The organism is Saccharopolyspora tripterygii (genome assembly GCF_054778355.1).
Map to the genome: position 1 here is coordinate 38,594 of NZ_BAAGZP010000052.1, position 22,669 is coordinate 61,262.

The window sequence follows — 22,669 nt, forward strand, 5'->3', positions numbered from 1 at the left end:
TCGTGCGTTCTGCGGTGTCCGGGCCTCGCGCCGGATTGTTTGATCAGCGAAAGGTCAAGCAACCGAGCAGAGGAGGCTGCGCGTGGCGATGCGACGCGTGCGATTACGGAGGACGCTCGCCGTCGCGGCGAGTGTGCTGGTCACGGGCACGGCAGTGGTCGTCGGAACGTCGACGGCGCAGGCGTCTCCGGTGGCCTGGGGGTCCTGTGATGACGCCGCGCTGGAGGAAGTGCCCCTCACCGAGCGGTACCTGTTCAGCTGCGCCGAGTACCCGGTGCCGGTCGACCACGCCGATCGCAGCAGGGGAACCGTCGACATCGCGATGATGCGGCGGGCCGCGACCGAGGAGTCCGGGCGGATCGGCTCGCTGTTCCTCAACCCCGGTGGTCCCGGCGGTGCCGGGTTCGACATGCCGGTCGGCGCCGTCGATCGCTTCGACCCGGCCGTGCTGAAGCGCTTCGACATCATCGGCTTCGACCCGCGCGGCATCGACCGCAGCGCCCGGATGCGGTGCTTCCGCAACGCCGAGCAGGCCGAGAAGGTCCTCGGGCGCATGTCCTCGGTGCCGGTCACCGAGAAGCAGATCAGCACCACCATGGACGCCTACGGCGATTACGGCGAGGCGTGCGCGAAGAACGCCGGCGAGCTCCAGCGGCACATGAGCACCGCCGACGTCGCCGAGGACCTGGACCTGATGCGTTCCGGAGTCGGCGACGAGCAGCTGAACTTCGTCGGCTTCTCCTACGGAACGCTGCTCGGCGCGACCTACGTCAACATGTTCCCGGAGCGCAGCCGCGCGATCGTGCTCGACGGCAACGTCGATCCGGCGCTGCGCACCGCTGACGGCGTGCAGTACGACCGCGAGCGGGCGGGTGGTTTCGAGCACGCGCTGGAGGGCTTCCTCCAGCGCTGCGCCGCCGAGGGGGCCCGGTGCGCCTTCGGTGAGGGGGATGTGCGGGCGAAGTTCGACGAGATCCGAAACACCCTGCGGCGCGGGCCGATCACCATGCCGGACGGATCGCAGATCACCCTGGGCCAGTTCACCGACGGCGTCAGCAGCGCGCTCTACGACCCGGAGGAGTTCCGGCAGCTGGCGAGCGATCTGCAGGCGCTGCACCTGCAACTGCACCCGAAGGCCGGGCTGGTCCCGGAGCTGCTGCGAGTGCTGAAGCTGCCGTCCGGCAAGCACCGCTTCGACGGTGCCGGTGATGCCGATGAGTCCTACGTCGACGACTCGTACTTCGCGGTGAACTGCACCGACAAGCCGATTCCGAAGAAGCCGGAACGGGTTCCGGCGATCGCCGCGCAGTGGGAGGAGGAGTCGCCCACCTTCGGGCGCAACCAGGCGTTCAGCGACCTCGCGGCGTGCTCGCAGTGGCCCCGGACCAGTCCCGGGGTGCACCGCGGCCCGTGGGCGCACCAGGCCGCCAACCCGGTGCTGCTGTTCGGCAACTACTACGACCCGGCGACCCAGTACGAGTTCTCCCAGCGGATGGAGAAGGAATTGGGCAACGCGCGGTTGGTCAGCGTCGACGCGTTCGGGCACTGCATCCTCGGCGACAGCTCGTGCGCCGACAGCCGTGCCGCCGACTACCTGATCAACCTGCGGGTTCCGCGGCCGGGCGAGGTCTGCCGGCCGGATTCGCAGCCGTTCTAGCGAAAACCGCGCGAGGCCGTCGCTCCGAGGAGAAGGAGCGACGGCCTCGCATCGGTGTGGGTCGATGCGCCGGTCGCCTCTCGGCGATGTGCGCGACGCGGCTCCAGCCGGACGGTGTTCCGCGAAGGCAGTGGTTGAGGCCCGGGGACGCAGTGCGCATCGACCAGTGGTGTCAACGGCGAACGGTCTCCGGCTGTTCCGGGCACATCGGTGAGCTCGCTCTCATCGCTGCGACTCATTCGATTTTGCGGGTCACCGAAAAGAGCATTTGGCGAAATGGAAAGGCTAATTCCTCCGCGCCCCGCCCTTTTGTGCATTCGACGTCGTCGGTAGTGTCGTTTCCAGTTGAAGGGGAGTAGTCCGCGAATTCGCGGTCGACATGCTGGTGCGCCGTTTTCGCACCCGGTCGCGAGCCTTGGGGTTCGAGGTGGGCGAGACCTTCGGAATTGCCGGAAGGTGTGTTCCCATCATGCTGGGCAGTGTTGCGCTGAGTTCTGCCGCCATTTTCGTCGCCGAACTCGGTGACAAATCGCAATTGCTGGCGATGACGTTCGCCACCCGATACCGCTGGTGGCAGGTGCTGCTGGGCATCACCGTCGCCACCGCCGTCGTGCACGCCCTCTCGGTGGCCCTCGGGTTCGGGCTCGGCGAGCTCATGCCGACCGAGTGGATCGCGCTGCTGGCCGGCGTCGCGTTCCTGTTCTTCGCAGCCTGGACGCTGCGCGGCGACCACCTCACCGAGGACGACAAGCGCAAGGCGTCGCGGAAGTTCGGTTCCGCGGTGCTGGTGGTGACGCTGGCCTTCTTCCTCGCCGAGCTCGGGGACAAGACGATGCTCGCGACCGTCACGCTCGCGACCCACCACGACTGGCTCGGCATCTGGATCGGCTCGACGGTCGGGATGGTGCTTGCCGATGGGCTGGCCATCGGGGTCGGCCTGCTCCTCGGGCGTCACCTGCCGGAGAAGGCCATCCGCTACGGCGCCAGCGCCCTGTTCGTCCTCTTCGGCGGCTGGCTGATCATCGACTCCCTCCTCGTGCTGAACGGGTGATCGCGGATACCCGGGGCAACCCGTGACTCCCGCGGACGGTGTTCGTTAGCGGGGTGAGCACGGCGAAGGGACCGCGATGACCTGGATGATCTACGGCGCGAACGGCTTCACGGGTCGGCTCGTGGCCGATCTGGCGGTCGAACGCGGTGAACGCCCGGTGGTCGCCGGTCGCGATCCCGGCAAGGTGGCCGCTTTCGCGGCGCCGCGCGGACTGGAATCGCGGATCTTCGACCTCTCCGAACCCGCCAGGGTCGCCGAGATGCTGCACGACATCGACGTCGTCGCGCACTGCGCGGGACCGTTCTCGGCGACGTCGGCGCCGATGGTGCAGGCGTGCCTGCTGTCCGGCACCCACTACCTGGACATCACCGGTGAGATCGACGTCTTCGAATCGATCTTCGCCCGGCACGACGAGGCCCGCGACGCCGGTGTGGTGCTGCTGCCCGGTGCGGGCTTCGACGTGGTGCCCACCGACTGCCTGGCCGCCATGGTCGCCGCAGAGCTGCCCGGGGCGACCAGCCTCGACCTCGCGTTCCAAGCGGGCGGGCGGATCAGCCCCGGGACGCTCAAGAGCGCCCTGGAAGGCGCCGCCCTGGGTGGGCGCGCCCGCGTCGACGGCGAGCTGCGCGCGGTCCCGCTGGCGTGGCGGCGGCGCGAGGTGACGTTCCCGTCCGGCTCGCGGCAGGTGACCTCGCTGCCCTGGGGAGATGTGGCGTCGGCGTACCGCAGCACCGGGATCGGCACGATCACGACCTTCACGCGTCTCCCCGTGCCGGACTTCGGCGACAGACCGAGCGAGCTGACCCGGGCGCTGCTGGGCTCCGGTCCGGTGCAGCGCGCGGGCAAGGCGGCGATCAGCGCCTTCGTCAAGGGACCGGGACGCGCGACCCGCTCCCGCAGCTGGGTCGAGGTCTTCGCCGAAGCCACCGATGGTCGGGGCAAGTCAGTGTCGGCGGCCCTGATCGGCCCGGACACCTACGACATGACCGCCGATTCCGTGCTGCGCGCGGTCAGCGCGCTCGCAGCCGAGTCGCCGGCCCCCGGCGCCCACACGCCCTCCACGGCCTTCGGCCGCGACTTCATCCGCCGCCTGCACGGGGTCAAGATCATCGAACCCGCCTGAGCGCTCACGCGGGCAGGACGCGGAGCATTCCCGGGTTGGGGTTCTCGTGGTGCAGGAACTCCAGGTGCGGGCCTTCGCCGGTGGGTGGGCGCAGGGAGGCGAACTCGGCGTGCTCGGCGACGATGTCGTAGTCGAGCTCCTCGGCCCACGCCCTGGCCTGCTCGCGGGGGTCGGTGGCGTCCACGACCACGGCGGCGAGCGGGCCCGTGCAGGCGTAGGCCTTGCGCGGTTCGAGGACGCACAGCTCGTTGTCCTCGATGTCGCTCATCACCACCCACGGCACCTCGGTGCTCTGGCCGATGTCGGCGAACCGGGCGCCGTGGTTGAACAGCCGTTCCACGGTGTGGGTCTGGTCGCCGTGCGTTTCGCTGCGCAGATCCAGGTGCACCGCGTTCTGCCCGCTCTTGGGCCCGGTCGCGGGCACGAATCGCAGGTGAGCGCCCGGTCCGTCGGGGCGGACCTCCGCCTCGCCCTCCACGGTCCAGCCGAGCACCTCGGCCCACCAGCGCGCCAACCGCTCCGGCTCCTGCGCGGCGAACTCCACCACCAACGCCATACCGGCAAACTACCCGAAGCGGACGTGAGCGCCGTCTCGAAAATGCGGTTGGCATCCGGTCGAACGATCGCCGAGGCTGGACGCATGGAGATCAGGGAGGCCGGGACGGCCGATTGGGGCGCGATCTGGCCGTTCATGCGGCAGATCGTGGCTGCGGGGGAGACCTTCTCGTGGGAGCGGGACCTGGACGAGCAGCGGGCCCGGGAGCGCTGGTACCCGCAGTCACCGGGGCGGACCGTGGTGGCCGTCGAGAACGGGGAAGTGCTGGGAACCGCGATCTCCGCGCCCAACCGGGAAGGTCCGGGAGCGCACGTCGCGACCGCGAGCTTCATGGTCAACCCGGCTGCGGGTGGTCGCGGGGTCGGCCGTGCGCTGGGGCGGCACGTGCTCGACCGGGCGCAGGCCGACGGCTTCCGGGCGATGCAGTTCAACGCCGTCGTCGAGACCAACACCCGGGCCGTCGAGCTGTGGCGCTCGCTGGGCATGGAGATCGTCGCGACGCTGCCCGAGGCCTTCGACCACCCGGCGCACGGGCGCGTCGGCCTGCACGTCATGTACCGCCTGTTCTGACGGCTCCCGGTCGGTCGATCCCCCCTTGGTGGCCGGGTGAGGTCAGAGGCCGTTGCGGAGGTCGGTGAGGAGGGGCTCCAGCGCTTGTTCCTCCTCGACTGCTCTGGCGGTGTTGGCCATGAGGTCGGCGAGCTGCGGGTCCCAGGGCGTGGGGACCGGGGAGCCGATGAGGTTGGGCAGGTCCGTGCGGTGCTCGGCCGCGTGGTCGAGCGCGGCGCGGTAGTCGTCCGCTGACATCCGCCACGGCCTCGCGCCGTGGCGTTGCGCGGTGAGCGCCGCGGCGATCCCCGGCCAGTCGAAGTCGGTGTGCACGTGCAGCGCCGCGCCGTCGCGGGTCAACCGCTCCAGCAGCTCCCGCGCCGCCGTCGTGGGCGCGCCGGACAGGCAGATCACCGGGTGGCGCAGGCCCTCCCGGATGGCCGCCTCCAGGAGACGCGGGTGCTCGCAGACCGCGATCGCGGTTCCCTCCGCGACCAACCTCGCCGGGGCCGCCTCCAGGTCCAGGTGCGTCAGGTGCGCCGGGAGGCCCACCTCGGTGCGGGCGCGGATCCCCGCCGACCAGGCGTCGTCGCCCTCCAACGGCAACGCCCAGGTCAGGGCGGTGGCCGATACCGCGTCGGGGGCCACGCCGCAGCGCTCCCACAAGGTCCGCCGATCGCGGTCGTTGCCGGGTGATTCGACGCCCTGCGCCAGCGCGGCGGCCTTGAGCACGACCCTGCTCAGGGTCGTGCCGTCGTCCAGCGAGTGCGGGAAGCCGGTTCGGCCGGCGAGCGTCGCGCGCGAGGTCCAGTCCTGCGGCGGCTCGCTCAGCGACATCGCCGTCAGCACGCGGGCTGCGGCGTGCGTGATGCCGGTCAGCTCGGGCTCGGCGACCCGCCCGTACTGACGCATCCACCGCAGCCACGCCCCGGCCCAGGACGCGCTCGCGAGTCCGTGCTCGTCGAGCACCCCCAGCAGCTCGTCGGGCTCCTCGGAGGTGGGCTCGGCCGCCACCACGGCCGAACCGTGCAGGACCTCCAGCGCCGGGGAAAGCCCGACGCCGAAGCGGTTTCGCAGTGCTTCGTCCAGTTTGGACACGCTGATCCGGGTTCCCTCGCCCCACATCGGACGCCCGTAGAGCTCGCCGACCGCCGCGCGCGTCGCGTCGTCCGGAAGCTCCAGCCGGAACGTCGGCTTCGAGCCCGAAACCGCTTCGCGCGCGGCGTCCCACAAGCCCCGCAACTCCGGAACGCCCAGCGCGTCCCGGATCTCGTCCGTGCCTGCCACGGTGCGACCTCCGATCGAGATGTCCGGTCAGGAGTTGGGGCGCTGCAGGTCAGTGCCCGTCCAGGTGGTGTGCGTGGTCGCGATCCCGTGCCCGCTGCGCGGCCGCAGCACGTCGTAGATGTGCATCTTCGGGATCTTCGGCGACACGCCCCAGCCGGAGGGCCACGTGATCAGCCAGTCCATGTCCAGGTCCACCAGCAGCCCCAGCATCCGCGCGATCGTCGGATCGTCGAGCCGCTCGAACGCCTCGTCCAGCAGCACCAGACGCAGCGGACCGCGCCCGTCGGAGGCGACGCTGACCGCGTCGTAGAACGCCGCCGCGGCCGCGAACAACGTCACGTAGGAGATCAGCCGGGTCTCACCGGAGGACAGCTGCCGCAGGCGGCGCACCCGGGGCTTGCTGTCCGGGCCCGTGTCGCGGACCCGGACGGTGAAGGCGAACCACGACCGGTAGTCCAGCGCGCGGGCCAGGATCTCGGCGTAGCCGCCCGAAGCGCTGTCGCGCTCGGACTCGATGAGATCGGTGAACACCCTGCGCAGCAACGCGTCCTGGTCGTCGCTGCGGTTCGCGAACGGGGTCCGCACCAGGTCGATGGCCTGCTTGATGTCGTCGCCCAGCGCCGCCGACGGCTGCCAGTCCAGCTGGACGTGCACGCCCTGGCTGGAACGGGCGCCGTCGAGGACCTCGTTCATCCGCTTGCACAGGTCCTCGGCGATGGTCATCTGCCCGCGCAACCGCTCCGCCAGATCCCGGATCAGGTAGTCGGCGAAGATCGACTGGTACCGCTCGTTGAGGTATCCGCGCTGCTCGCCGAGCCGCTCGGACACCCGGCGGGCGGCCTCCGCGACCGGCTGCGGGCCCTCCTCGCCGGTGACCGTCACGGTCAGCAGGCCGTGCTGGTCGGCGGCGGTGATGTCGTAGTTGCCGCTGAGCGAGTGCTGCAGCGTCTGCAGCCGGTTGAGCACCGTGGACTCGGTCGAGCCCTTCCGGTCGGAGCCGGCCAGCAGCTCCGCGGCCTCATCCAGCTCCCCGGGCTCCTCGGCGACGTCCGCGGCCGCCCACAGGCCCGGGATGTCGAGGGCGCGGCGGAAGGCCGTGGTGGCCGACTCGGCGTCCTGCTCCCGGCCCGCCAGCTGGGACTGCTTGTTCTCCAGCTGCGTCTCCAGCCGCGCCGCGGCCTCGCGCAGCGAGCTGATCCGCTCGCGCTCCTGCGGCAGCTTCTCCCGCAGCTCGGCGCGTTCGCGCTCCAAACCGCTGACCTTGTCGGCGACCTCCTGCGCCGCACCACCAACGGCCGAGGTCAGCTCGGTGAGACCGCTTGCCTGCTCGGCGTATTCGGCGCTGCGGCGCTCGGCCTGCGACTCCGCTTCCATCCGGTCGGCGACGGCGACGTCGTGGTGCAGCGAGATCTCGCGCAGCTCCGCCAGCGTGGGCAGGCAGCGCGACTCGATCGCCTCGCGGAGCGCGTCGATGCCCGAGCGGGCTTCACCGGCCGCCCGGTGCGCGGCGTCGAGGGCCTGGGTCTCGGCGGGCAGCCCGACCTCGCCCGCGGCGCGGACCAGTTCGCCCTGCGCGGCCTGCCAGCGCTGCTCGACCTCCAGGTGCTGCTCGCGGAGCTGCACCACCTGGCGCTCGGCGTCCTCGGCGGTCTCGATGGCGGTGGTCAGCTTCGCCTGGGCGGTCAGCAGATCACCGTCGTCGGGGAACCCCTCCAGGTGCTGCTCCAGCGCACTGGCGTGCTCACCGGCTTCGCGCTGCCGGCGCTCGGCCTCGCCGATCGCCTCGCGCAGCCGCGCCAGCTCGTCCTCCAGCTCCGCGATCCGGCGCGACCGCGCGTCCTCGCGCGCTCCCGCTCCCACGTACTCGGCGGCGTCCTTGCGCCAGGCGCCGGTCAGGACACCGGCCTTCCACGAGCCGTCGGTGGACACCGAAAGCCCTGTGCCACCACCGGTCGACACGGTCGCGAGCAGCCCGGCGACCCGCTCGCGCGGTACCGGGGACTCGGCCACCGCGGCGGGGGAGAGCAGGGCGGCGAGCGTGCCGCCGGAGTTCGGGTCGACCGGAGCGGCGGGCGAGGCGAGCAGGTCGGCCAGGCCGGGCACCTGCCCGTCGGCGGTGACCCAGGCGTTGAGCAGGCCGCTGGACTGCAACGCGGCTTCCAGACCCGCGCGATCGGCGTCGTTGAGCGACGAGGCGAAGTCGACCAGCTCGTAGAAGGCGCGGCCCCGCGACGGGTCCCGCTCGGCCTCCGCCCAGGAGGGCAGTTCGGGGCGGCGTTCGTGGCCGGCCCGGAGCTCGGCGAGCTCGCTCTCGCGCTCGCGGCTCTCGACCTGGAGCTCGGAGATCTCCTGCTCCACGGCCGACACCGCGCGCCGCGCCTCGTGCAGCTGGGGACGGGCCCACTGCCTGGCCTGCTCGCGGGCCTTGCGGCTCGCCCCGCGGTCGTTGCTCAGGTCCTCGGCGTTCGGCGGTTCCGGGGCGGGCTGCTCGGTCGCGGCCGGCCACTCGGTGGCCCACTTGCGGGCCAGTTCCACCCACACCGCGGCGGCATCGGCGAGCTCCTGCTGCGCCTGGTTGCGGCGGCCGGAGGCTTCGGTGAACGTCAGCTGCGCCTGCCTTGCGTTCCGCTGCAGCTCGGTGACCTGCGCCTGCTCGTCGTCGAGCTCGCGGGCCTGCTGGTGCAGCGCGAGGGTCAGCGCGGCGCGCTCGCGCGCCTCCGTCGCCGCCTGGGCCGAACTGCCCACCACGCCGCGGAACTGGGCGGCCAGCGCGTCGGGGTCCAGCTGCGGCGGCTGGTAGCGGTCCACAGTGGTCGGTTCGGCGTCGGCTTCCGGTGAGGTGCGCACCGAATCGCTCTCGGAGACCAGCTCGGCGGCCGGAACCGGTGGGGGCTGCGGCACTCCCGAACCGCCGAGCCCTGCGGTGCCCAGCTGCTGACCGGCTCGCGTCGCGGCCTGCCCGGCCGCCTCGGCGTCACCGGCGAGCCTGCGCAGCACGCCCAGCACGGACTCCGCCGAGCGGTTCTCCTGCGCCCGGTGCCGGGTCGCGGTGTCCAGAGCGGAAACCGCTGCGACGCGGGCACTCTCGACCAGCTTCTCGCGGTCGCGCAGGTTCTGCAGCTCCGAGTACGCCGGGTGGGAGCGCAGCGCGTCGATGCTCGACTCCAGCTCGCCCTCGCGCTGCTCCAGCTCGGAGATGGTGCGCTGCGCGGTCTCCCGGGCCTCGCGCTTGCCGGTGAACTGCTCGTCCAGGCTCCCGAGCTCCTTGCGCAACGAGGCCAGCTTCTGCTGCGCGGTGCGCATCGACTCCGCGCGGTCGCGCAGCGCGCCGAACGCGTAGCCGGAGTAGGTGGTCAGGAACGCCGTCAGCGCCTTGTCCGCGCCGGTGAGCCGGACGATGTTCTCCCGGATCGACTCCAGGTCGTCGAACGAGGTGGCCAGCCGCTCGATCAGGCCCGCGTCCAGCGGCGGGAGCGCGTCGGAAAGGATCTGCTCCAGCTGCCCCTCCAGCACCTTCAGGCCCACGTCGGGATTGCGCAGGGTGCGCTGCAGGTGCAGCAGGTCGCCGTAGCGGGCTGCGGGCACGCCGTAGACGGTGGCGGCGACCTTCGCCCGGAACGACTGGTCGTCGAGCACGCAGTCCGCGCCCAGCAGCTCGCGCAGCTGCGCCGTGCCCAGCGGAACCCGGTCCGCGCCGACGAGGTGCAGGTTGATGCCGACCCGGCGGCCGGTGATGAACCGCCACGAGTCGCTGATCGACTGGGACGTCTTGGACGCCTTGACCCCCAGGCCGCAGGTGAGGAATTCCTCGCCGCCTTCAGGGGTTTCGCGGCGCAGCTCGATCCAGGCGTAGCCGATGCGGTTCGGTCCGCCCGGGTACTCGTCGAGCATCAGACGCCGGATGCTCACCGTGTCGAAGCCCTTCGAGCCCAGCTGGCGCAGGTCGCCGTCCAGGCACAGCGGCAGCAACAGCTCCAAGGTCCGGGACTTGCCGGAACCGTTGGTGCCCTGGAAGATCGCCCGTCCGCCGTCGAGGTCGAACGTCGTCTCCGCGTACTGCCAGATGTTGACGATCCCGCCGCGGTGCAGCCGCCACCGGTGGGCGGACTCCGCAACGGCGGCTTCGGTGTCGTGTGCGCTCACCGGGCTGCCTCTTCCATCTCGTCGAACAATGACCAGCCCGGTGCTTCGGGCGCGGGTGGTTCCGATTCGCGTTGCTGCTGCGATGGTGTCGCGTCCGGCTGCGGGAGCCAGCGGTGCGCGGCCGGGCTCAGCAGCCACGCCCCCTCGTGCTCGCGCAGCAGTCCGAGCCTGCCCAGCAGCTCGATGACCGAGCGCACCAGGTCCTGGTGGTCTTCGGTGGCCTGCCGCGACCAGGCCGACGGGTAGTTGTCGACCAGCTCCTGGCAGACGTCGGCGAAGTCCTGCCAGGTCACCGGATGCCTGCCCGCGGAATCGGGTTCGCCCCGGTCGAGCAGCTCCGGCAGCGCCAGCAGCGCGATGCGCGCGACCGTGCCGGGGCCCGGGAAGGCCAGGTCGGTGAGGTAGTCCTCCGGGTCGCACACCACCACGCCCTCTGCGCGCGCCTCGCCGACCAGGCCGAAGAAGCGCTCCAGCAAACGGGATTCGTTGATGACGTGCTCGCGCAGCCAGCTCGACTGCTCCGGCGGCAGATCCGCGTAGAGCACCACCGGGTCCTCGATCAACTTGCGCCGGACCGCCTGCTCGACATGGCGCGGGCCCGCGGCCGACGCCAGCTCCACCAGCTGCTGCGGGTCGTTCGCCTCGGCCAGCGGACCGGCGACCAGCTGGCCCAGCATGTCGGTGTCGATGGTGATCAGCGCTTCGGCGGCGGACTCGGCCGTCACCGACCCCTCGGTCTCGGTGATCACGCCCAGCGAGACCAGGTGCCGCAGCGCGGCCGTCAGCGCGCGCCGGTCGGCCGGGTCGTCGGCGATCTCGACACCGGCCTCGGAGGCCGCCGCCCGCACATCGCTGACCAGCCGGGACAGCAGCACCTGCCTGCCGATGCCGGTGAGCGCCGCCAGGGTCAGCGCGAAGTAGGCGTAACCGCGCGGGCTCAACGCCTCCACGCCGCGCCCGGCGTCCTCGCCCGGACCCGCCTTGTACAGCCGTGCGAAGCGGCGCTCCACGACCAGCCGGTAGCCCAGCAGACCCGAGAAGACGTCCTGCAGGGCGGCGCGCTGGCGGTAGATCATCGGCAGCAGGTCGCCGTCCGGGCCGTCGGCCCGCAGCAGCGGCCTGCGCAGCAGGACCCGGGCGCAGCGCACCACGTTGGCGGCGTCGATGTCGGGCAGCTCTTCGAACGTCGAGATCATCGGGCGGCTCCTCGGGCGGGTTCCTCCGACTCGGGCACTCCGCCGTCGCCGAGGAGTTCCAGGACCGTGTCGCGCAGCGTCAGCTCACCGGACGCGCTGCTGATCCGGGTGTCGTGACCGGGTTCCGGGCGGATGGTCACGCGCAGCCGGTGCACCGGGTCCAGCGCCGAGCCCTGGTCGTCGGAGCCGTCGCGCTGCGCCATCGCCAAGGTCAGCAGTTCGCAGAGCACGTCCAGCGCGTCCTGCGACAGCGTGCGGGCACCGACGTCGGCACCCGCCTCGGCCAGTTCGGCGACCGCCGCGCTGCGTTGCTGATCGGCCTGGCGGGCCTGCTGCAGCAGCGTTTCCTCGGTCATCGGGTCGTCGAGCACCCGCGACGTCCGCCCGCGCGCGCCCCGGTCACCCCTGGTGCGGACGCTGACGGTCACGTCCTGCACCGGCCCGTCGCGCCACGGCACCTTGTCGTTGTCCGAGTCGTAGTCCGGCGCGGGCTGCAGGTGCCGTGCCGAGTGCAGGCCGAAGGCCGCCGCGTAGAGGCGGTGCGAGGTGCGCTCGTCCGCGCCGTCGAACCACTTCGCCAGCTTCAGCAGCTCACCCCGCCTGCCCGGCACCAGACCGCCGCCGGAGGTGGCGCGCTTGACGCTGGCCAGCAGCGAACCGATGGCGCGCGCAGTGGCCTCGCGCAGCGCGGCGACCTGGCTCGGACGGCCGGGGGCGTCGACGAACCAGTCCGTCAGCTCCTGCCAGTCGGCGGGCGTGCGGCCGCGGGCCCGCTCGACGTCGGTGCCCAGCTGGTCGGCCGGGCCGAGCAGCCGCAGCAGCTCGCTGCGCGCCCCCGTCAACCCGGCCAGCGAACCGGCGATGGTCTCGGTGTGCCGCAGCACGTCCTCCACGACCATCTGGATGTACTCGACGAGCAGGTTCCGGAACCCGGAGATCTCGTCCGGCGCCAGCTGGTGGCGGGTCACGACCTGACCCAGGTAGGCGTAGAAGTCGCGGACGGTGGCGGCGAGCTCGGCGTGCTGCAGGAACACCGTGGTGACCTGCTCGGCCAGCCGCTCGCGGGCCTGCCGCGCGGGTTTGGCGCTCGGATCGCGCCGCTCGGCGGCCAGCGCGTCGGAGAGCGCGGAGCCGATGCCGGCCAGACCGCGGTCGATGGCGGGCAGCAGCTCGCGGGAGACCTCGCGGGCGCCCTCGGGCACGCGCAGCAGCGCGTCGACGTCCCGCTGCACGCGCACGGCGAGCTTGCTGACCTGGTAGCGGACGCTGCCGTGCTGGAACTCGGCGATGCTGGAGGCGATCGTCTCGCGCCGGCCGACGACCAGGTTCCCCCACTTGACCAGCTGCTTGAGCCGGTCGATCACCGTGTCCACATCGGACTCGCCGAGGGCCACCCTGCCCTCGCGCTCGGCGGCCGCCAGCGCTGCGGCGACCTCACCGGCGGACAGGTCCGCCAGCAGCGTCGAGGTGAACAACCGCATGATCGCCAGGTAGGTGCGGTGCTCCGGGGCCTGCAGGTAGGCGAACAGCTGCAGGCGCTGGGCGTCGTCCAGCGTCGTCTCGGCAGCAGCCGGCAACGCGTCGGTCGCGTTGCCCGCGACACCGGCGCGCAGCACATCGGCTTCGTGATCAGGGGCCGTCACGGTCCGCCACGATATCCCGTCGCCCGGGCACAGCCGGTCACCTGGCAGGCGGTGATCGGTCGACGGGGCTCGCGGGGTAGCGTGCGGTGCTGATTTCGAGGCTTTCGAGATCCTTTGTCCGGGTGGTGGAGGTGCCGGTGAGCGCGGGACGAGCGGTCGGGCTGCTGCTCGGCGTGGCGGCGGACGCGGCGTTGGGCGATCCGCGGCGCGGGCATCCCGTCGCCCACTTCGGACGCGCCGCCCAGGCCGTGGAGAAGGCGCTCTACCGGGACGACCGCTCCGCAGGAGTTCTGCACGTCGGCGTGCTCGTCGGCGGCACCGCCGTGCTCGGCGCCCTCGTGCAGCGCACCGTCCGCCGCAGCCCCGTGCTGGAGGCGGCCGCGACGGGCGTGGTCACCTGGGCCGTGCTGGGAGGGACGTCGCTGGCCGACGAGGGCACCGCGATGGCGCGGCTGCTGGACGCCGGTGAGATCGACGCCGCCCGGGAGCGGCTCGGCAACCTCTGCGGTCGCGACGCCGCGATCCTCGACGGGCAGGGGCTGGCCCGCGCCACCGTCGAGTCGATCGCCGAGAACACCTCCGACGCCGTCGTCGCCCCGCTGGTGTGGGGCGCGGTCGCCGGGATCCCCGGGCTGGTGGCCTACCGCGCCGCCAACACGCTCGACGCGATGGTCGGGCACCGCTCGCCCCGCTACCGCGAGTTCGGTTGGGCGTCGGCTCGCCTGGACGACCTGCTGAACCTCGTGCCGTCGCGCTTCGCCGCCGCGTTGACCGCGGTGTGCGCACCCGTCGTCGGCGGCTCCGGCGGCGGCGCCTGGTGCACCTGGCGGCGCGACGCCGGGGCGCACCCGAGCCCCAACGCCGGTCAGATCGAGGCGGCCTTCGCGGGGGCGCTGGAGATCCGCCTCGGCGGGCGGACCATCTACGGTCACGTCACCGAGCAGCGCCCGATCATGGGCGAGGGCCGCACGGCCGACGCCGGAGACGTCACCCGCAGCGTCGAGCTCTCCCGCCTCATCGGCACGGTGACCGGGGTCCTCGCCGCCGCAGCAGCTGTCCTCCGCCGCCGCTGAACCTCGTCAAGTCCCAGTTTTAGTCCAAACCGAGCCATGATCATGTCCGAAATGTCGGCTCAGTTTGGACTAAAACTGGGACCTGCCAACGCCGGATCCAACTGAACCTCGGCCGGATCTCCGCAGGCTCAGCTTTCGGAGGGGTTGTTGTTGAGGGCTTCTGCTTCGCGGCGTTCTTCTTCGGCGATCGCTTCGGCCACTGAGGGCTTGCGGCGGCGCTTCGGTGCTCGGGTCTCGGCGTAGCGGGAGCCGGTGGTGGCCTCGGGCGCGTCGGGCTCGTCGGAATCGCGGCGGCGCCAGGCCGGGGCGGCGTCGGGCCGGAGCTCGGTGTAGATCAGGTAGCCGATCGTGATGATCGCCATGATGCCGAAGGCGATCCACTGCAGCGCGTAGGAGAAGTACGGCCCCGACTCCAGCCGCGGCAGCGGCAGCGCGCCCAGCACGCCCGGCTGCTCCTCGGCCAGCGCGAAGTAGCCGGGACGCAGCGCGACCCCGGTGCCGCCGGAGATCGTCCCGGCGTTGACCGCGTAGGCCCAGCGGTGCCCGTCGTGGTCGAACAGCGGCCGCTGCTTGCTGTCGGTCTCGTCGGCCCGGATCCGCGCGGTGATCGTCACCGGGCCCGAGGGCGCGGCGGCGTAGTCAGGAGCCTGCGTGCCGTTGACCGGACGCACGAACCCGCGGTCGACCAGCACCGTCGTCCCGTCGTCGAGGCGGAACGGCGTGAGCACCTCGAACGCGGGCTCGCCGAGGACGGTGCGCTGCCAGGCCAGCGTCTCCGCCGAGGGCAGGTAGTGGCCGGTCAGCAGCACCTGCGACCACTCGGTGTTGACATCCGGCGCGTGCCCGGCGGGCAGCACCTCGTTCAGCGGTTTCGGCGAGGCGTGGAAGGACTCGGTGATCGCGTCGTTGCGGATCTCCGTCTCCTCGCTGCGCCCGAACTGCCACGGCGCGAGCGTGGTGAAGCACAACGCGGCGAACACCACGACCAGCGCGATCGCACCCAGCCACCCGGGCCGCAGCAAAAACTTGAGACGCACACCCCCACGGTAGGCCGCGTGGCAGCGGAGGCGGCTGAGACCCCGTCTCAGTGTGACCCGGTCGCGAGGATCACCCGGCCAGCGCGCGGCGAGCGGCCTGCACGGCCTGCGCGCCGAAGCCCGAGCCGAATAGCACCGCGTGCACCAGCAGCGGGAACAGCTGGTGCAGCGGGATGCGGGATCGCCACCCGTCCGCCAGCGGGTGGACCTCCTCGTAGCCGGCGATCACGCGATCCAGCTGGGGGCATCCGAACAGGTGCAGCATGGCGATGTCGGTCTCGCGGTGACCGCCGTGCGCGGCCGGATCGATCAGCCACGCCCGGTCGCGGCCCCACAGCACGTTCCCGCTCCACAGGTCGCCGTGCAGCCGGGACGCCGGTTCGGCCGGGCCCGCCAGCTCGGTGATCTCCTCGCAGACCCGGTCCAGGACCTTCCCCGACTCCGAGCTCAGCGTCCCCTCGTCGACGGCCCGCCGCACGTAGGGCTGGACGCGGTGGCGCGCGTAGAACGCCGGCCAGTCGTCCTCGGGCTCGTTGCGCATCGGAGCCAGTCCGATCCACGCGTCGGCCGGGCCGCCGGGAGGCGGGCTGCCGAAGGCCGGAGCTCCCGCGGAGTGCAGCCGGGCGAGCCCCCGGCCCAGCTCCGCTGCCGCGCCCGCCGTCGGCGCGCCCTCCGCCACGTGCTCGGTGACCAGGCAGTGCTCGCCGTCGCCGATGACCTCGGGCACCGCCACCACACCGGGCTCGGCGAGCCACCGCAGCGAGGCGGCCTCGGCGGCGGCCGCGCCGGGCATCGACGGCGAGGTGGACTTGGCGAACAGCTCACGGCCGTCGTCGAGGCGCACGGCGAAGGCCGACGCGGTGTCCCCGCCGGAGAGCCTCCGCGTCTCCGCGACCGCCAGCCCGGTGATCCGGGACACCTCGTCGGCGATCACACCCGCTCCCGCACCCACGCCATCAGGCCCGGCATCGCGGCCTCCACCATCGCCAGCACGTCGTCGAACCCGTTCCGCCCGCCGTAGTACGGATCGGGCACCTCGGTGCCGTCGGCGTCCGGGTCGAAGGACCGCAGCAGCCGCACCCGGTCGGGATCAGCGGCCAGCCTGCGCACCGCGCGCAGGTGTCCCTCGTCCATCGCGACCAGGAGGTCGGCTCCCAGGTGCCGCTCGTCGATCTGCGCGGCGACGTGGTCGGTGGGGTAGTCGTGGGCGGCCAGGACCTTCTCGGTGCGCGGATCGGCCGGTTCGCCGACGTGCCACGGCCCGGTGCCCGCGCTGGAGACCTCCACCCGCGAGTCCAGGCCCGCGCGGCGCAGCTCCTCGGCGAAGATCAGCGCCGCCATCGGCGAACGGCAGATGTTGCCCGTACAGATAAAAGACACATGCACGCCCCGAGGGTACGGCCGCGTTCGCCACGCGCCCGGGAACGCTCCGACGTGGACGTTTAAACTTCCCCCGATGAGCGGGGACGATCGGGAGCTGCTGCGCCACCACGGCGATGTGGACGCCGTGCGAGGGCTCGCCGACTTCGCCGTCAACGTGCGGCTGGACCGGCCACCGGAGTGGCTGCGCGACCGCCTCGTCGAAGCGCTCGACGATCTCGGCTCCTACCCGTCGGCGGAAGCCGACCTCGACGCCCGCAGCGCTGTCGCGACCAGGCACGATCGCACCCCGGACGAGGTCATGGTGCTGGCCGGAGCGGCCGAGGGGTTCGCCCTGCTGCCCGCTCTGCGGCCCAGGCTCGCGGCGCTGATCCACCCGTCCTTCACCGAGCCGGAACTGGCCCTGCGCAACGCCGGTGTCCAGGTCGAACGCGTCGTGCTCGATCCCGCGGACGGCTACCGGCTGCACGCCGACCAGGTGCCCGACGAGGCCGACATGGTCGTGCTGGGCAATCCCACCAACCCGACCTCCGCGCTGCACCCGGCCGACGAGATCCGCGCGCTGCTGCGCCCCGGCCGGGTCGTGGTCGTCGACGAGGCCTTCATCGACACCGTTCCCGGCGAACGCGAATCCCTCGCGCACCTCGCCGAGCCGGGTCTGCTGGTGCTGCGCAGCCTCACCAAGATGTGGGGCCTGCCCGGGCTGCGCGCCGGCTACGCGCTGGGATCCCCGGAACTGCTCGCCGAACTCGGCCGCAACCGTCCGCACTGGCCGGTCAACTCCCTGGTGCTGACCGCGGTCCGGGCCTGCTGCGAACCGCGCGCGATCGCCGAATCGCAGCGCGCCGCAACCGAGTTCACCGAACACCGAGCCGGACTGCTCGACCAGCTCGCCGCCGTGCCCGGGATCGAGGTGGTGCGCGCGGCCGAGGCCCCGTTCCTGCTGCTGCGCGTGCCGGACGTGCAGCGGGTGAGGGAGTTGCTGCGGGAACGCGGCATCGCGGTGCGCAGGGGCGACACCTTCCCGGGCCTGGGCCCGGAGCACATCCGGGTCGCGGTGCGCGATCCCGAGCAGAACTCGTTGTTGGTCAAGGCAATTCGAGACGTAGTGGAACGTGGGTGAAACGGTGCGGATTCGGGACGTGATCGGCGCGCTGGAGCAGGCTTACCCCACCGGGCTCGCCGAGGACTGGGACGCCGTCGGGCTCGTCTGCGGCGACCCGGAGTCGGTGGTGCAGCGCGTGCTGTTCTGCGTCGACCCGTTGGAGTCCACTGTGGATGAAGCGATCGCCTTCGGTGCCCAGCTCGTGATCTCCCACCACCCGCTGCTGCTGCGCGGCGTGCACGGCGTCCCCGCCGACGACCACAAGGGACGCGTAGTGCACCGGCTCATCCGCTCCGGCATCGGCCTGTACTGTGCGCACACCAACGCCGACAAGGCCAACCCAGGCGTGTCCGACGCCCTGGCCGGTGCGCTCGGCCTGGCCCGCACCCGACCGCTGATGCCCACCGCGCCCGGTGCCGACACCGGGCTCGGCCGCGTCGGAGAGCTGGCGCAGGCCGAACCGTTCCGCGAGTTCGTCCGCCGCGTCGCCGACGGCCTGCCCACCACCGCCTGGGGAGTGCGCGGAGCCGGCGACCCGGACCGCGAGATCCGCACCGTCGCCGTCTGCGGCGGCGCGGGCGACTCCTTCCTCACCGCCGCGGCCGAGGCCGGCGCTGACGCCTACGTGACCGCCGACCTGCGGCACCACCCCGCAGGCGAACACCTCGCCCAGGCCGACGTGCCCGGCACCTCGGTGCCGGCACTCGTCGACGTGGCGCACTGGGCCAGCGAATGGCCCTGGTGCCAGCAGGCCGCGGACCTCGTGTCCGCCGCGCTGCCGGATACAGTCGAAGTCCTCGTTTCCACCCGACGCACCGACCCGTGGACCGTGCACGCCGGTGCGACACCAGACCCAGGGAGGGCGCACGCGTGAAAGCCGACCCCGCCGTTCAACGACGGCTGCTCGATCTCGCGGACGCCGACGCGGAGCTCAACCGCGTCGTGCACCGCAGGCGCACGTTGCCGGAACTCGAGCAGATCGGTGAGGCCGAGCGCGACGTCCAGACCAAGCGCGACGAGCTGGTGGTCGCCCAGACCTCCTTCAGCGACCTCGACCGCGAGGTCAAGCGGCTGGAGAACGAGGTCGACAACGTCCGCAAGCGCGAAGCCCGCGACCGCGAGCTGATGGCCGCAGGCGGGCCCGCCAAGCAGCAGGAAGAGCTCGAACACGAGCTGCAGACCCTCGCGCGCAGGCAAGGCGTCCTCGAAGACGAGCAGCTCGACGTCATGGAGCAGCGCGAAGCGCTCGAGACCAACGTGACCAAGTCGCGCGAAGCCGTCACCGAAGCCGAGCAGCGGCTCGCCGAGATCCAGTCCCGCCGCGACGAAGCGCTCGGCGAGCTCGACGTCGCCGAGACCCGCCGCCAGACCGAGCGCGACCTCATCGTCAAGGCCCTCCCGGACGACCTCGTCGCCCTCTACGAGCGCGTCCGCGGTCAGCGCGGAGTGGGCGTCGGCCTGCTCCAGGGCGCGCGCTGCGGGGCCTGCCGCATCGAACTCGACCGGCACGCCCTCACCGAGGTCCGCGAGGCCGCCCCCGACGACGTCGTCCGCTGCGAGGAGTGCGGCGCGATCATGGTCCGGGAGACCAAGTGACCGCACGCGTCATCGTCGAGGCCGACGGCGGATCGCGCGGCAACCCCGGGCCCGCCGGGTGCGGCGCGGTCGTGCTCGACGCCGACACCCGCGCCGTCCTCGCCGAACGCGCCATCGGGCTCGGCGAGACGACCAACAACGTCGCCGAGTACCGAGGCCTGATCGCCGGGCTGACCGCAGCCCGCGAGCTCGGCGCCGCCGAGGTCTCGGTGCGGATGGACTCCAAGCTGGTCGTCGAGCAGATGGCCGGGCGCTGGAAGGTCAAGCACGTCAACCTCCAGCCGCTCCACGCCGAGGCGCGGGAGCTCGCCACCGAGTTCGCGCACGTCGACTACGAGTGGATCCCGCGCGCCGAGAACTCCGCCGCCGACAAGCTCGCCAACGACGCCATGGACGGCAAGACCGCCGAAACCGGCCAGGTCGCCGAAGCCGGCCAAGTCACCGAGACCGAGAGCGCTGCGGCGCGAACCCGGCCGTCCGGCTGGCAGAACCTCCGCGGCGCCCCCACCAAGATCTTGCTGCTGCGGCACGGCCAGACCGCCATGTCCGTCGACAAGCGCTACTCCGGCCGCGGCGACGTCGACCTGACCGAGCTGGGGGAGCGGCAGGTGCGCGCCGCGGGCAAGCGCCTCGCCGCCATGGACGGCGTCGTCACGTCCGACGGCCCGGCCCCCATCATCGCGTCCCCGCTCGCCCGGACCCGGCAGAGCGCGCAAGCCGTCGCCGACGCCACCGGCAGCGAGGTGGAGCTCCACGACGGCCTCATCGAGACCGACTTCGGGGCGTGGGAAGGCCTCACCTTCCTCGAAGCCGCCGACGAGTACCCGGACCTGCACCGCCGCTGGATCGGCGACCCCACCGTCGAACCCCCGGACGGCGAGAGCCTCGAAGCCGTGCACCAGCGGGTCACCGCCGCCCGCGACGACCTCGTCGAGCGCTACGCCGGCAAGACGATCATCGTCGTCAGCCACGTCACGCCGATCAAGTCCCTGCTGCGCACGGGTCTGGGCGTGGGTGCGGAAATCTTCTACCGGCTGCACCTGGACCTGGCATCGCTGTCCATCGTGGAGTTCTACCCGGACGACAACGCCTCGGTCCGGCTGGTCAACGACATCTCCCACTGGGCCTGATCCACCGGCCCTGGCCGGGAGCCGCAGCGGGTGCAGCGGTAGAATCGGCGCTGCGGAAGAGTCGGTTGGGCGGCCGCGGCGGGCACGACCCGTCGAGGAAAGTCCGGACTCCACAGAGCAGGGTGGTTGCCAACGGCAACCCGGGGCGACCCGCGGGAAAGTGCCACAGAAAGCAGACCGCCCGGCGCACGCGCCGGGTAAGGGTGAAACGGTGGTGTAAGAGACCACCAGCACCTCGGGCGACCGAGGTGGCTCGGTAAACCCCACCCGGAGCAAGGCCAAGATGGGCGCCGATCCGGCGCCCGCGCGGACGATCGAGGGCTGCTCGCCCGAGTTCGCGGGTAGGCCGCACGAGCTCACCGGCAACGGTGGGCCTAGATAGATGGTCGCCGAACGGGCGGTTGTGAAGCCGCCGGGAACAGAATCCGGCTTACAGACCGGCTCTTCCGCTCTTATTTCTGTTCTCGGGCTTTCCCGGGTCATCTTCCTGCGTGCGTTGCGGATCGTGTTGGGGCGGGTTCACTGCAACTACTCAGTGGTTCCTTTGCTTGGCGGTGCGGGCAGCGGAACCTCAGACGCCTTCTGGGTCCGGGAGCCGAGGCTTGTGTATGCCAATACACGGCACGTCGGCTGTCCTCCCCAGAAGACGTCTGAGAACCCGCGGCGGTGCCGGTTGCTGGGGTGGGGCACTGAGAAACCGGCTTCGCCGGTTGCCTGACGTGGGTCGTGGGGTCGTGGGGAAGTTTTCATGAAAACTTCGGTGTTGTGCTGCACCATTCCGTTGACCCGTTTGGTCTAGACTCTTTCGGCTGAACGGGCTCTGGGTGAAAAGTGGCGCCCTGGGGGGAACTCTTCGTGTGGGTGCCGTTACCCTGATTCGTGCGCGCCAAGATCACCCGTCCCTTTCGGGTTCGGTGATCACGTCGAGTGATCCAGTCGGGTGCTTCCTGGCGCGATGTGCGGAAATCCACTGGACCGCCGGAACGATCACGGTGCGTTACGAAGGAGCTCGCAAGCGGGTGAACAGCCACGAGGATCAGGCTCAAATCCGGCCCACTATGCGGCATTTCCGCGATGACCAGCGGGTGATCGCTTGCTCGAATGGCCTATTCGCTGCGTGATGGCCGAGGCGTCGTCGCGCTGTAACCCGCCACACCCGAGCTCGCAACCACTACTTCTGGTGACCATGTCATGTTCTACTCGTATCGGCTCGTCGCGGATCATCGCGACGCGCTGAGGCACCGGCCCGCAGACACTCCGCGCACTCAGGGGTAAAGAGATGACCGCCATGCCGCTGGAAACACTGGCGCACCTGGACGTACTCGCCCAGCAGGCTCAACTGGGCACCGATGGCATCCGCGGTTGGATCCTGGACAACGTGCTGCCGCTGCTGCTGCTGACCGTCGCGGTCCTGCTGCTGTGGCTCGGTGGCGGCAAGGGTGACAACGCGGGCGTGATGCGCCGCGTCGGCGGCGTGCTCGTCGCGCTGGCGATCGTCGGCATCGCCGTCACCAACGCGGGCATCGACATCGGCACCTTCATCGCACAGCTCTTCAGCACCAACGGGTGATGTCCAGTGCGGATACGCACCGATGACGAGGTTTACCGGGTAGACGCCGTCTGGCTCGGACCACCGAAGGCGACCTTCCCCTTCCGCGCGCGCTACGTCGCGTGGGGTGTCGGCACGCTGGTGTTCCTGCTGGTCCTCGCGGTCGAGCGCCGGATGAACATCGGATTCGGGTTCTTCTCGACGGCGTGGGCGCTGGTGATCACGATCGCCCTGACGCGGCTGATCACCGCGAAGATCGGGCACGAGCGCCCGCTCGGCGCGGTCCTGACCATGTGGGTGCGTGAGCTGACCGCTCCCCGCGAGAAGTCCCAGTCGAAGGGCGGCGCGGCCAGCGCGGCCCGAGTGCGGGTCCGACGGCGTCGTCCCGTTCCCAAGACCAAGCGCCCTCGCCGGGGACAACCCCGGCAGCGGCAGACCCAGCGGCAGTCGCAGGCCCGGAGTCAGCACACCCGGCAGGCGCAACAACAGCCGCGCTCCACCCGGTCCGCGCAGCAGACCGGAGCCAGGCGCACGCGTAGCAAGGAGGTTCGCGGTGTTCGGTCGCCGTCGAGGCGGTGAGCAGCAGCCGCAGCA

19 protein-coding genes and 1 other RNA gene are annotated in these 22,669 nt (G+C 71.6%); 12 read left to right on the top strand and 8 right to left on the bottom strand.

The annotated features are described in order from the left end of the window. The first annotated feature begins 88 nt into the window (after nucleotides 1–88). From ACYVF3_RS31640 to ACYVF3_RS31650, 3 genes are all read left to right on the top strand, one after another. Nucleotides 89–1,657 carry an alpha/beta hydrolase gene (locus ACYVF3_RS31640; protein WP_461157980.1) on the top strand — a complete coding sequence of 523 codons (1,569 nt, stop codon included), beginning with the start codon at nucleotides 89–91 and terminating at the stop codon, nucleotides 1,655–1,657. Between the two features lie 469 nt (nucleotides 1,658–2,126). Continuing rightward, nucleotides 2,127–2,708, top strand: coding sequence for a TMEM165/GDT1 family protein (locus tag ACYVF3_RS31645; RefSeq protein WP_461157945.1), 582 nt, complete (start codon nucleotides 2,127–2,129; stop codon nucleotides 2,706–2,708). 76 nt (nucleotides 2,709–2,784) lie between these two features. Beyond that, the gene (locus tag ACYVF3_RS31650) at nucleotides 2,785–3,831 is read left to right on the top strand and encodes a saccharopine dehydrogenase family protein (RefSeq protein ID WP_461157946.1); all 1,047 of its coding nucleotides are present in this window, start codon (nucleotides 2,785–2,787) and stop codon (nucleotides 3,829–3,831) included. Between the two features lie 4 nt (nucleotides 3,832–3,835). Here ACYVF3_RS31650 and ACYVF3_RS31655 read toward each other — a convergent pair whose 3' ends face one another. Then, complete coding sequence (locus ACYVF3_RS31655; protein ID WP_461157947.1) at nucleotides 3,836–4,387, bottom strand: VOC family protein; 552 nt, start codon at nucleotides 4,385–4,387, stop codon at nucleotides 3,836–3,838. An 84-nt stretch (nucleotides 4,388–4,471) separates the two neighbouring features. Here ACYVF3_RS31655 and ACYVF3_RS31660 point away from each other — a divergent pair, with 84 nt between their 5' ends. After that, on the top strand, nucleotides 4,472–4,957 hold the full coding sequence (locus ACYVF3_RS31660) for a GNAT family N-acetyltransferase (protein ID WP_461157948.1): 486 nt from the start codon (nucleotides 4,472–4,474) through the stop codon (nucleotides 4,955–4,957). A gap of 42 nt (nucleotides 4,958–4,999) precedes the next feature. Here ACYVF3_RS31660 and ACYVF3_RS31665 read toward each other — a convergent pair whose 3' ends face one another. Genes ACYVF3_RS31665 through ACYVF3_RS31680 form a run of 4 tightly spaced genes read right to left on the bottom strand, consistent with a single transcriptional unit; the run spans nucleotide 5,000 to nucleotide 13,205 of the window. Next, nucleotides 5,000–6,223, bottom strand: a complete 1,224-nt coding sequence (locus ACYVF3_RS31665) for a DUF2399 domain-containing protein (protein ID WP_461157949.1) — start codon at nucleotides 6,221–6,223, stop codon at nucleotides 5,000–5,002. A gap of 27 nt (nucleotides 6,224–6,250) precedes the next feature. Next, nucleotides 6,251–10,366, bottom strand: coding sequence for a TIGR02680 family protein (locus tag ACYVF3_RS31670; protein ID WP_461157950.1), 4,116 nt, complete (start codon nucleotides 10,364–10,366; stop codon nucleotides 6,251–6,253). Then, on the bottom strand, nucleotides 10,363–11,562 hold the full coding sequence (locus tag ACYVF3_RS31675; RefSeq protein ID WP_461157951.1) for a TIGR02678 family protein: 1,200 nt from the start codon (nucleotides 11,560–11,562) through the stop codon (nucleotides 10,363–10,365). Before ACYVF3_RS31675 ends, ACYVF3_RS31670 begins: the two co-directional genes overlap by 4 nt. Beyond that, nucleotides 11,559–13,205, bottom strand: coding sequence for a TIGR02677 family protein (locus tag ACYVF3_RS31680; protein ID WP_461157952.1), 1,647 nt, complete (start codon nucleotides 13,203–13,205; stop codon nucleotides 11,559–11,561). The genes ACYVF3_RS31675 and ACYVF3_RS31680 overlap by 4 nt, the downstream gene beginning before the upstream one ends. Before the next feature lie 137 nt (nucleotides 13,206–13,342). On the opposite strand from ACYVF3_RS31680, the gene ACYVF3_RS31685 reads away from it, so the two are divergent. After that, nucleotides 13,343–14,278: a cobalamin biosynthesis protein gene (locus ACYVF3_RS31685; RefSeq protein WP_461157953.1), complete on the top strand. Its 936-nt coding sequence runs from the start codon at nucleotides 13,343–13,345 to the stop codon at nucleotides 14,276–14,278. Nucleotides 14,279–14,406: 128 nt separating this feature from the next. Here ACYVF3_RS31685 and ACYVF3_RS31690 read toward each other — a convergent pair whose 3' ends face one another. The 3 genes from ACYVF3_RS31690 to ACYVF3_RS31700 all read right to left on the bottom strand — a co-directional run bounded on the left by ACYVF3_RS31690 (nucleotide 14,407) and on the right by ACYVF3_RS31700 (nucleotide 16,701). Continuing rightward, the gene (locus tag ACYVF3_RS31690; protein ID WP_461157954.1) at nucleotides 14,407–15,315 is read right to left on the bottom strand and encodes an SURF1 family cytochrome oxidase biogenesis protein; all 909 of its coding nucleotides are present in this window, start codon (nucleotides 15,313–15,315) and stop codon (nucleotides 14,407–14,409) included. A gap of 70 nt (nucleotides 15,316–15,385) precedes the next feature. Further along, nucleotides 15,386–16,249 carry a fructosamine kinase family protein gene (locus ACYVF3_RS31695; protein WP_461157955.1) on the bottom strand — a complete coding sequence of 288 codons (864 nt, stop codon included), beginning with the start codon at nucleotides 16,247–16,249 and terminating at the stop codon, nucleotides 15,386–15,388. Then, complete coding sequence (locus ACYVF3_RS31700) at nucleotides 16,246–16,701, bottom strand: low molecular weight protein-tyrosine-phosphatase (protein WP_461157956.1); 456 nt, start codon at nucleotides 16,699–16,701, stop codon at nucleotides 16,246–16,248. The genes ACYVF3_RS31695 and ACYVF3_RS31700 overlap by 4 nt, the downstream gene beginning before the upstream one ends. A gap of 70 nt (nucleotides 16,702–16,771) precedes the next feature. Here ACYVF3_RS31700 and cobC point away from each other — a divergent pair, with 70 nt between their 5' ends. The 7 genes from cobC to ACYVF3_RS31735 all read left to right on the top strand — a co-directional run bounded on the left by cobC (nucleotide 16,772) and on the right by ACYVF3_RS31735 (nucleotide 22,654). After that, complete coding sequence (cobC, locus tag ACYVF3_RS31705; RefSeq protein ID WP_461157957.1) at nucleotides 16,772–17,818, top strand: Rv2231c family pyridoxal phosphate-dependent protein CobC; 1,047 nt, start codon at nucleotides 16,772–16,774, stop codon at nucleotides 17,816–17,818. 4 nt (nucleotides 17,819–17,822) lie between these two features. Continuing rightward, nucleotides 17,823–18,674, top strand: a complete 852-nt coding sequence (locus tag ACYVF3_RS31710; protein WP_461157958.1) for a Nif3-like dinuclear metal center hexameric protein — start codon at nucleotides 17,823–17,825, stop codon at nucleotides 18,672–18,674. After that, nucleotides 18,671–19,396, top strand: a complete 726-nt coding sequence (locus ACYVF3_RS31715) for a zinc ribbon domain-containing protein (RefSeq protein ID WP_461157959.1) — start codon at nucleotides 18,671–18,673, stop codon at nucleotides 19,394–19,396. The genes ACYVF3_RS31710 and ACYVF3_RS31715 overlap by 4 nt, the downstream gene beginning before the upstream one ends. Further along, nucleotides 19,393–20,526, top strand: coding sequence for a bifunctional RNase H/acid phosphatase (locus ACYVF3_RS31720; RefSeq protein WP_461157960.1), 1,134 nt, complete (start codon nucleotides 19,393–19,395; stop codon nucleotides 20,524–20,526). Before ACYVF3_RS31715 ends, ACYVF3_RS31720 begins: the two co-directional genes overlap by 4 nt. A gap of 57 nt (nucleotides 20,527–20,583) precedes the next feature. Further along, nucleotides 20,584–20,975: RNase P RNA component class A (gene rnpB, locus ACYVF3_RS31725), an RNA gene on the top strand. 830 nt (nucleotides 20,976–21,805) lie between these two features. Continuing rightward, entirely contained in the window at nucleotides 21,806–22,096 is a 291-nt protein-coding gene (locus tag ACYVF3_RS31730; protein WP_461157961.1) for a hypothetical protein, read from the top strand. 6 nt (nucleotides 22,097–22,102) lie between these two features. Continuing rightward, nucleotides 22,103–22,654: a hypothetical protein gene (locus tag ACYVF3_RS31735; protein WP_461157962.1), complete on the top strand. Its 552-nt coding sequence runs from the start codon at nucleotides 22,103–22,105 to the stop codon at nucleotides 22,652–22,654. Nucleotides 22,655–22,669 lie beyond the last annotated feature (15 nt).

What these genes read in the sequence shown, in the direction of transcription:
- ACYVF3_RS31675 (WP_461157951.1), bottom strand. Translation starts at nt 11,562, where the DNA reads ATGATCTCGACGTTCGAAGAGCTGCCCGACATCGACGCCGCCAACGTG.
- ACYVF3_RS31730 (WP_461157961.1), top strand. Translation starts at nt 21,806, where the DNA reads ATGACCGCCATGCCGCTGGAAACACTGGCGCACCTGGACGTACTCGCC.
- cobC (WP_461157957.1), top strand. Translation starts at nt 16,772, where the DNA reads ATGAGCGGGGACGATCGGGAGCTGCTGCGCCACCACGGCGATGTGGAC.
- ACYVF3_RS31655 (WP_461157947.1), bottom strand. Translation starts at nt 4,387, where the DNA reads ATGGCGTTGGTGGTGGAGTTCGCCGCGCAGGAGCCGGAGCGGTTGGCG.
- ACYVF3_RS31645 (WP_461157945.1), top strand. Translation starts at nt 2,127, where the DNA reads ATGCTGGGCAGTGTTGCGCTGAGTTCTGCCGCCATTTTCGTCGCCGAA.
- ACYVF3_RS31650 (WP_461157946.1), top strand. Translation starts at nt 2,785, where the DNA reads ATGACCTGGATGATCTACGGCGCGAACGGCTTCACGGGTCGGCTCGTG.
- ACYVF3_RS31640 (WP_461157980.1), top strand. Translation starts at nt 89, where the DNA reads ATGCGACGCGTGCGATTACGGAGGACGCTCGCCGTCGCGGCGAGTGTG.
- ACYVF3_RS31660 (WP_461157948.1), top strand. Translation starts at nt 4,472, where the DNA reads ATGGAGATCAGGGAGGCCGGGACGGCCGATTGGGGCGCGATCTGGCCG.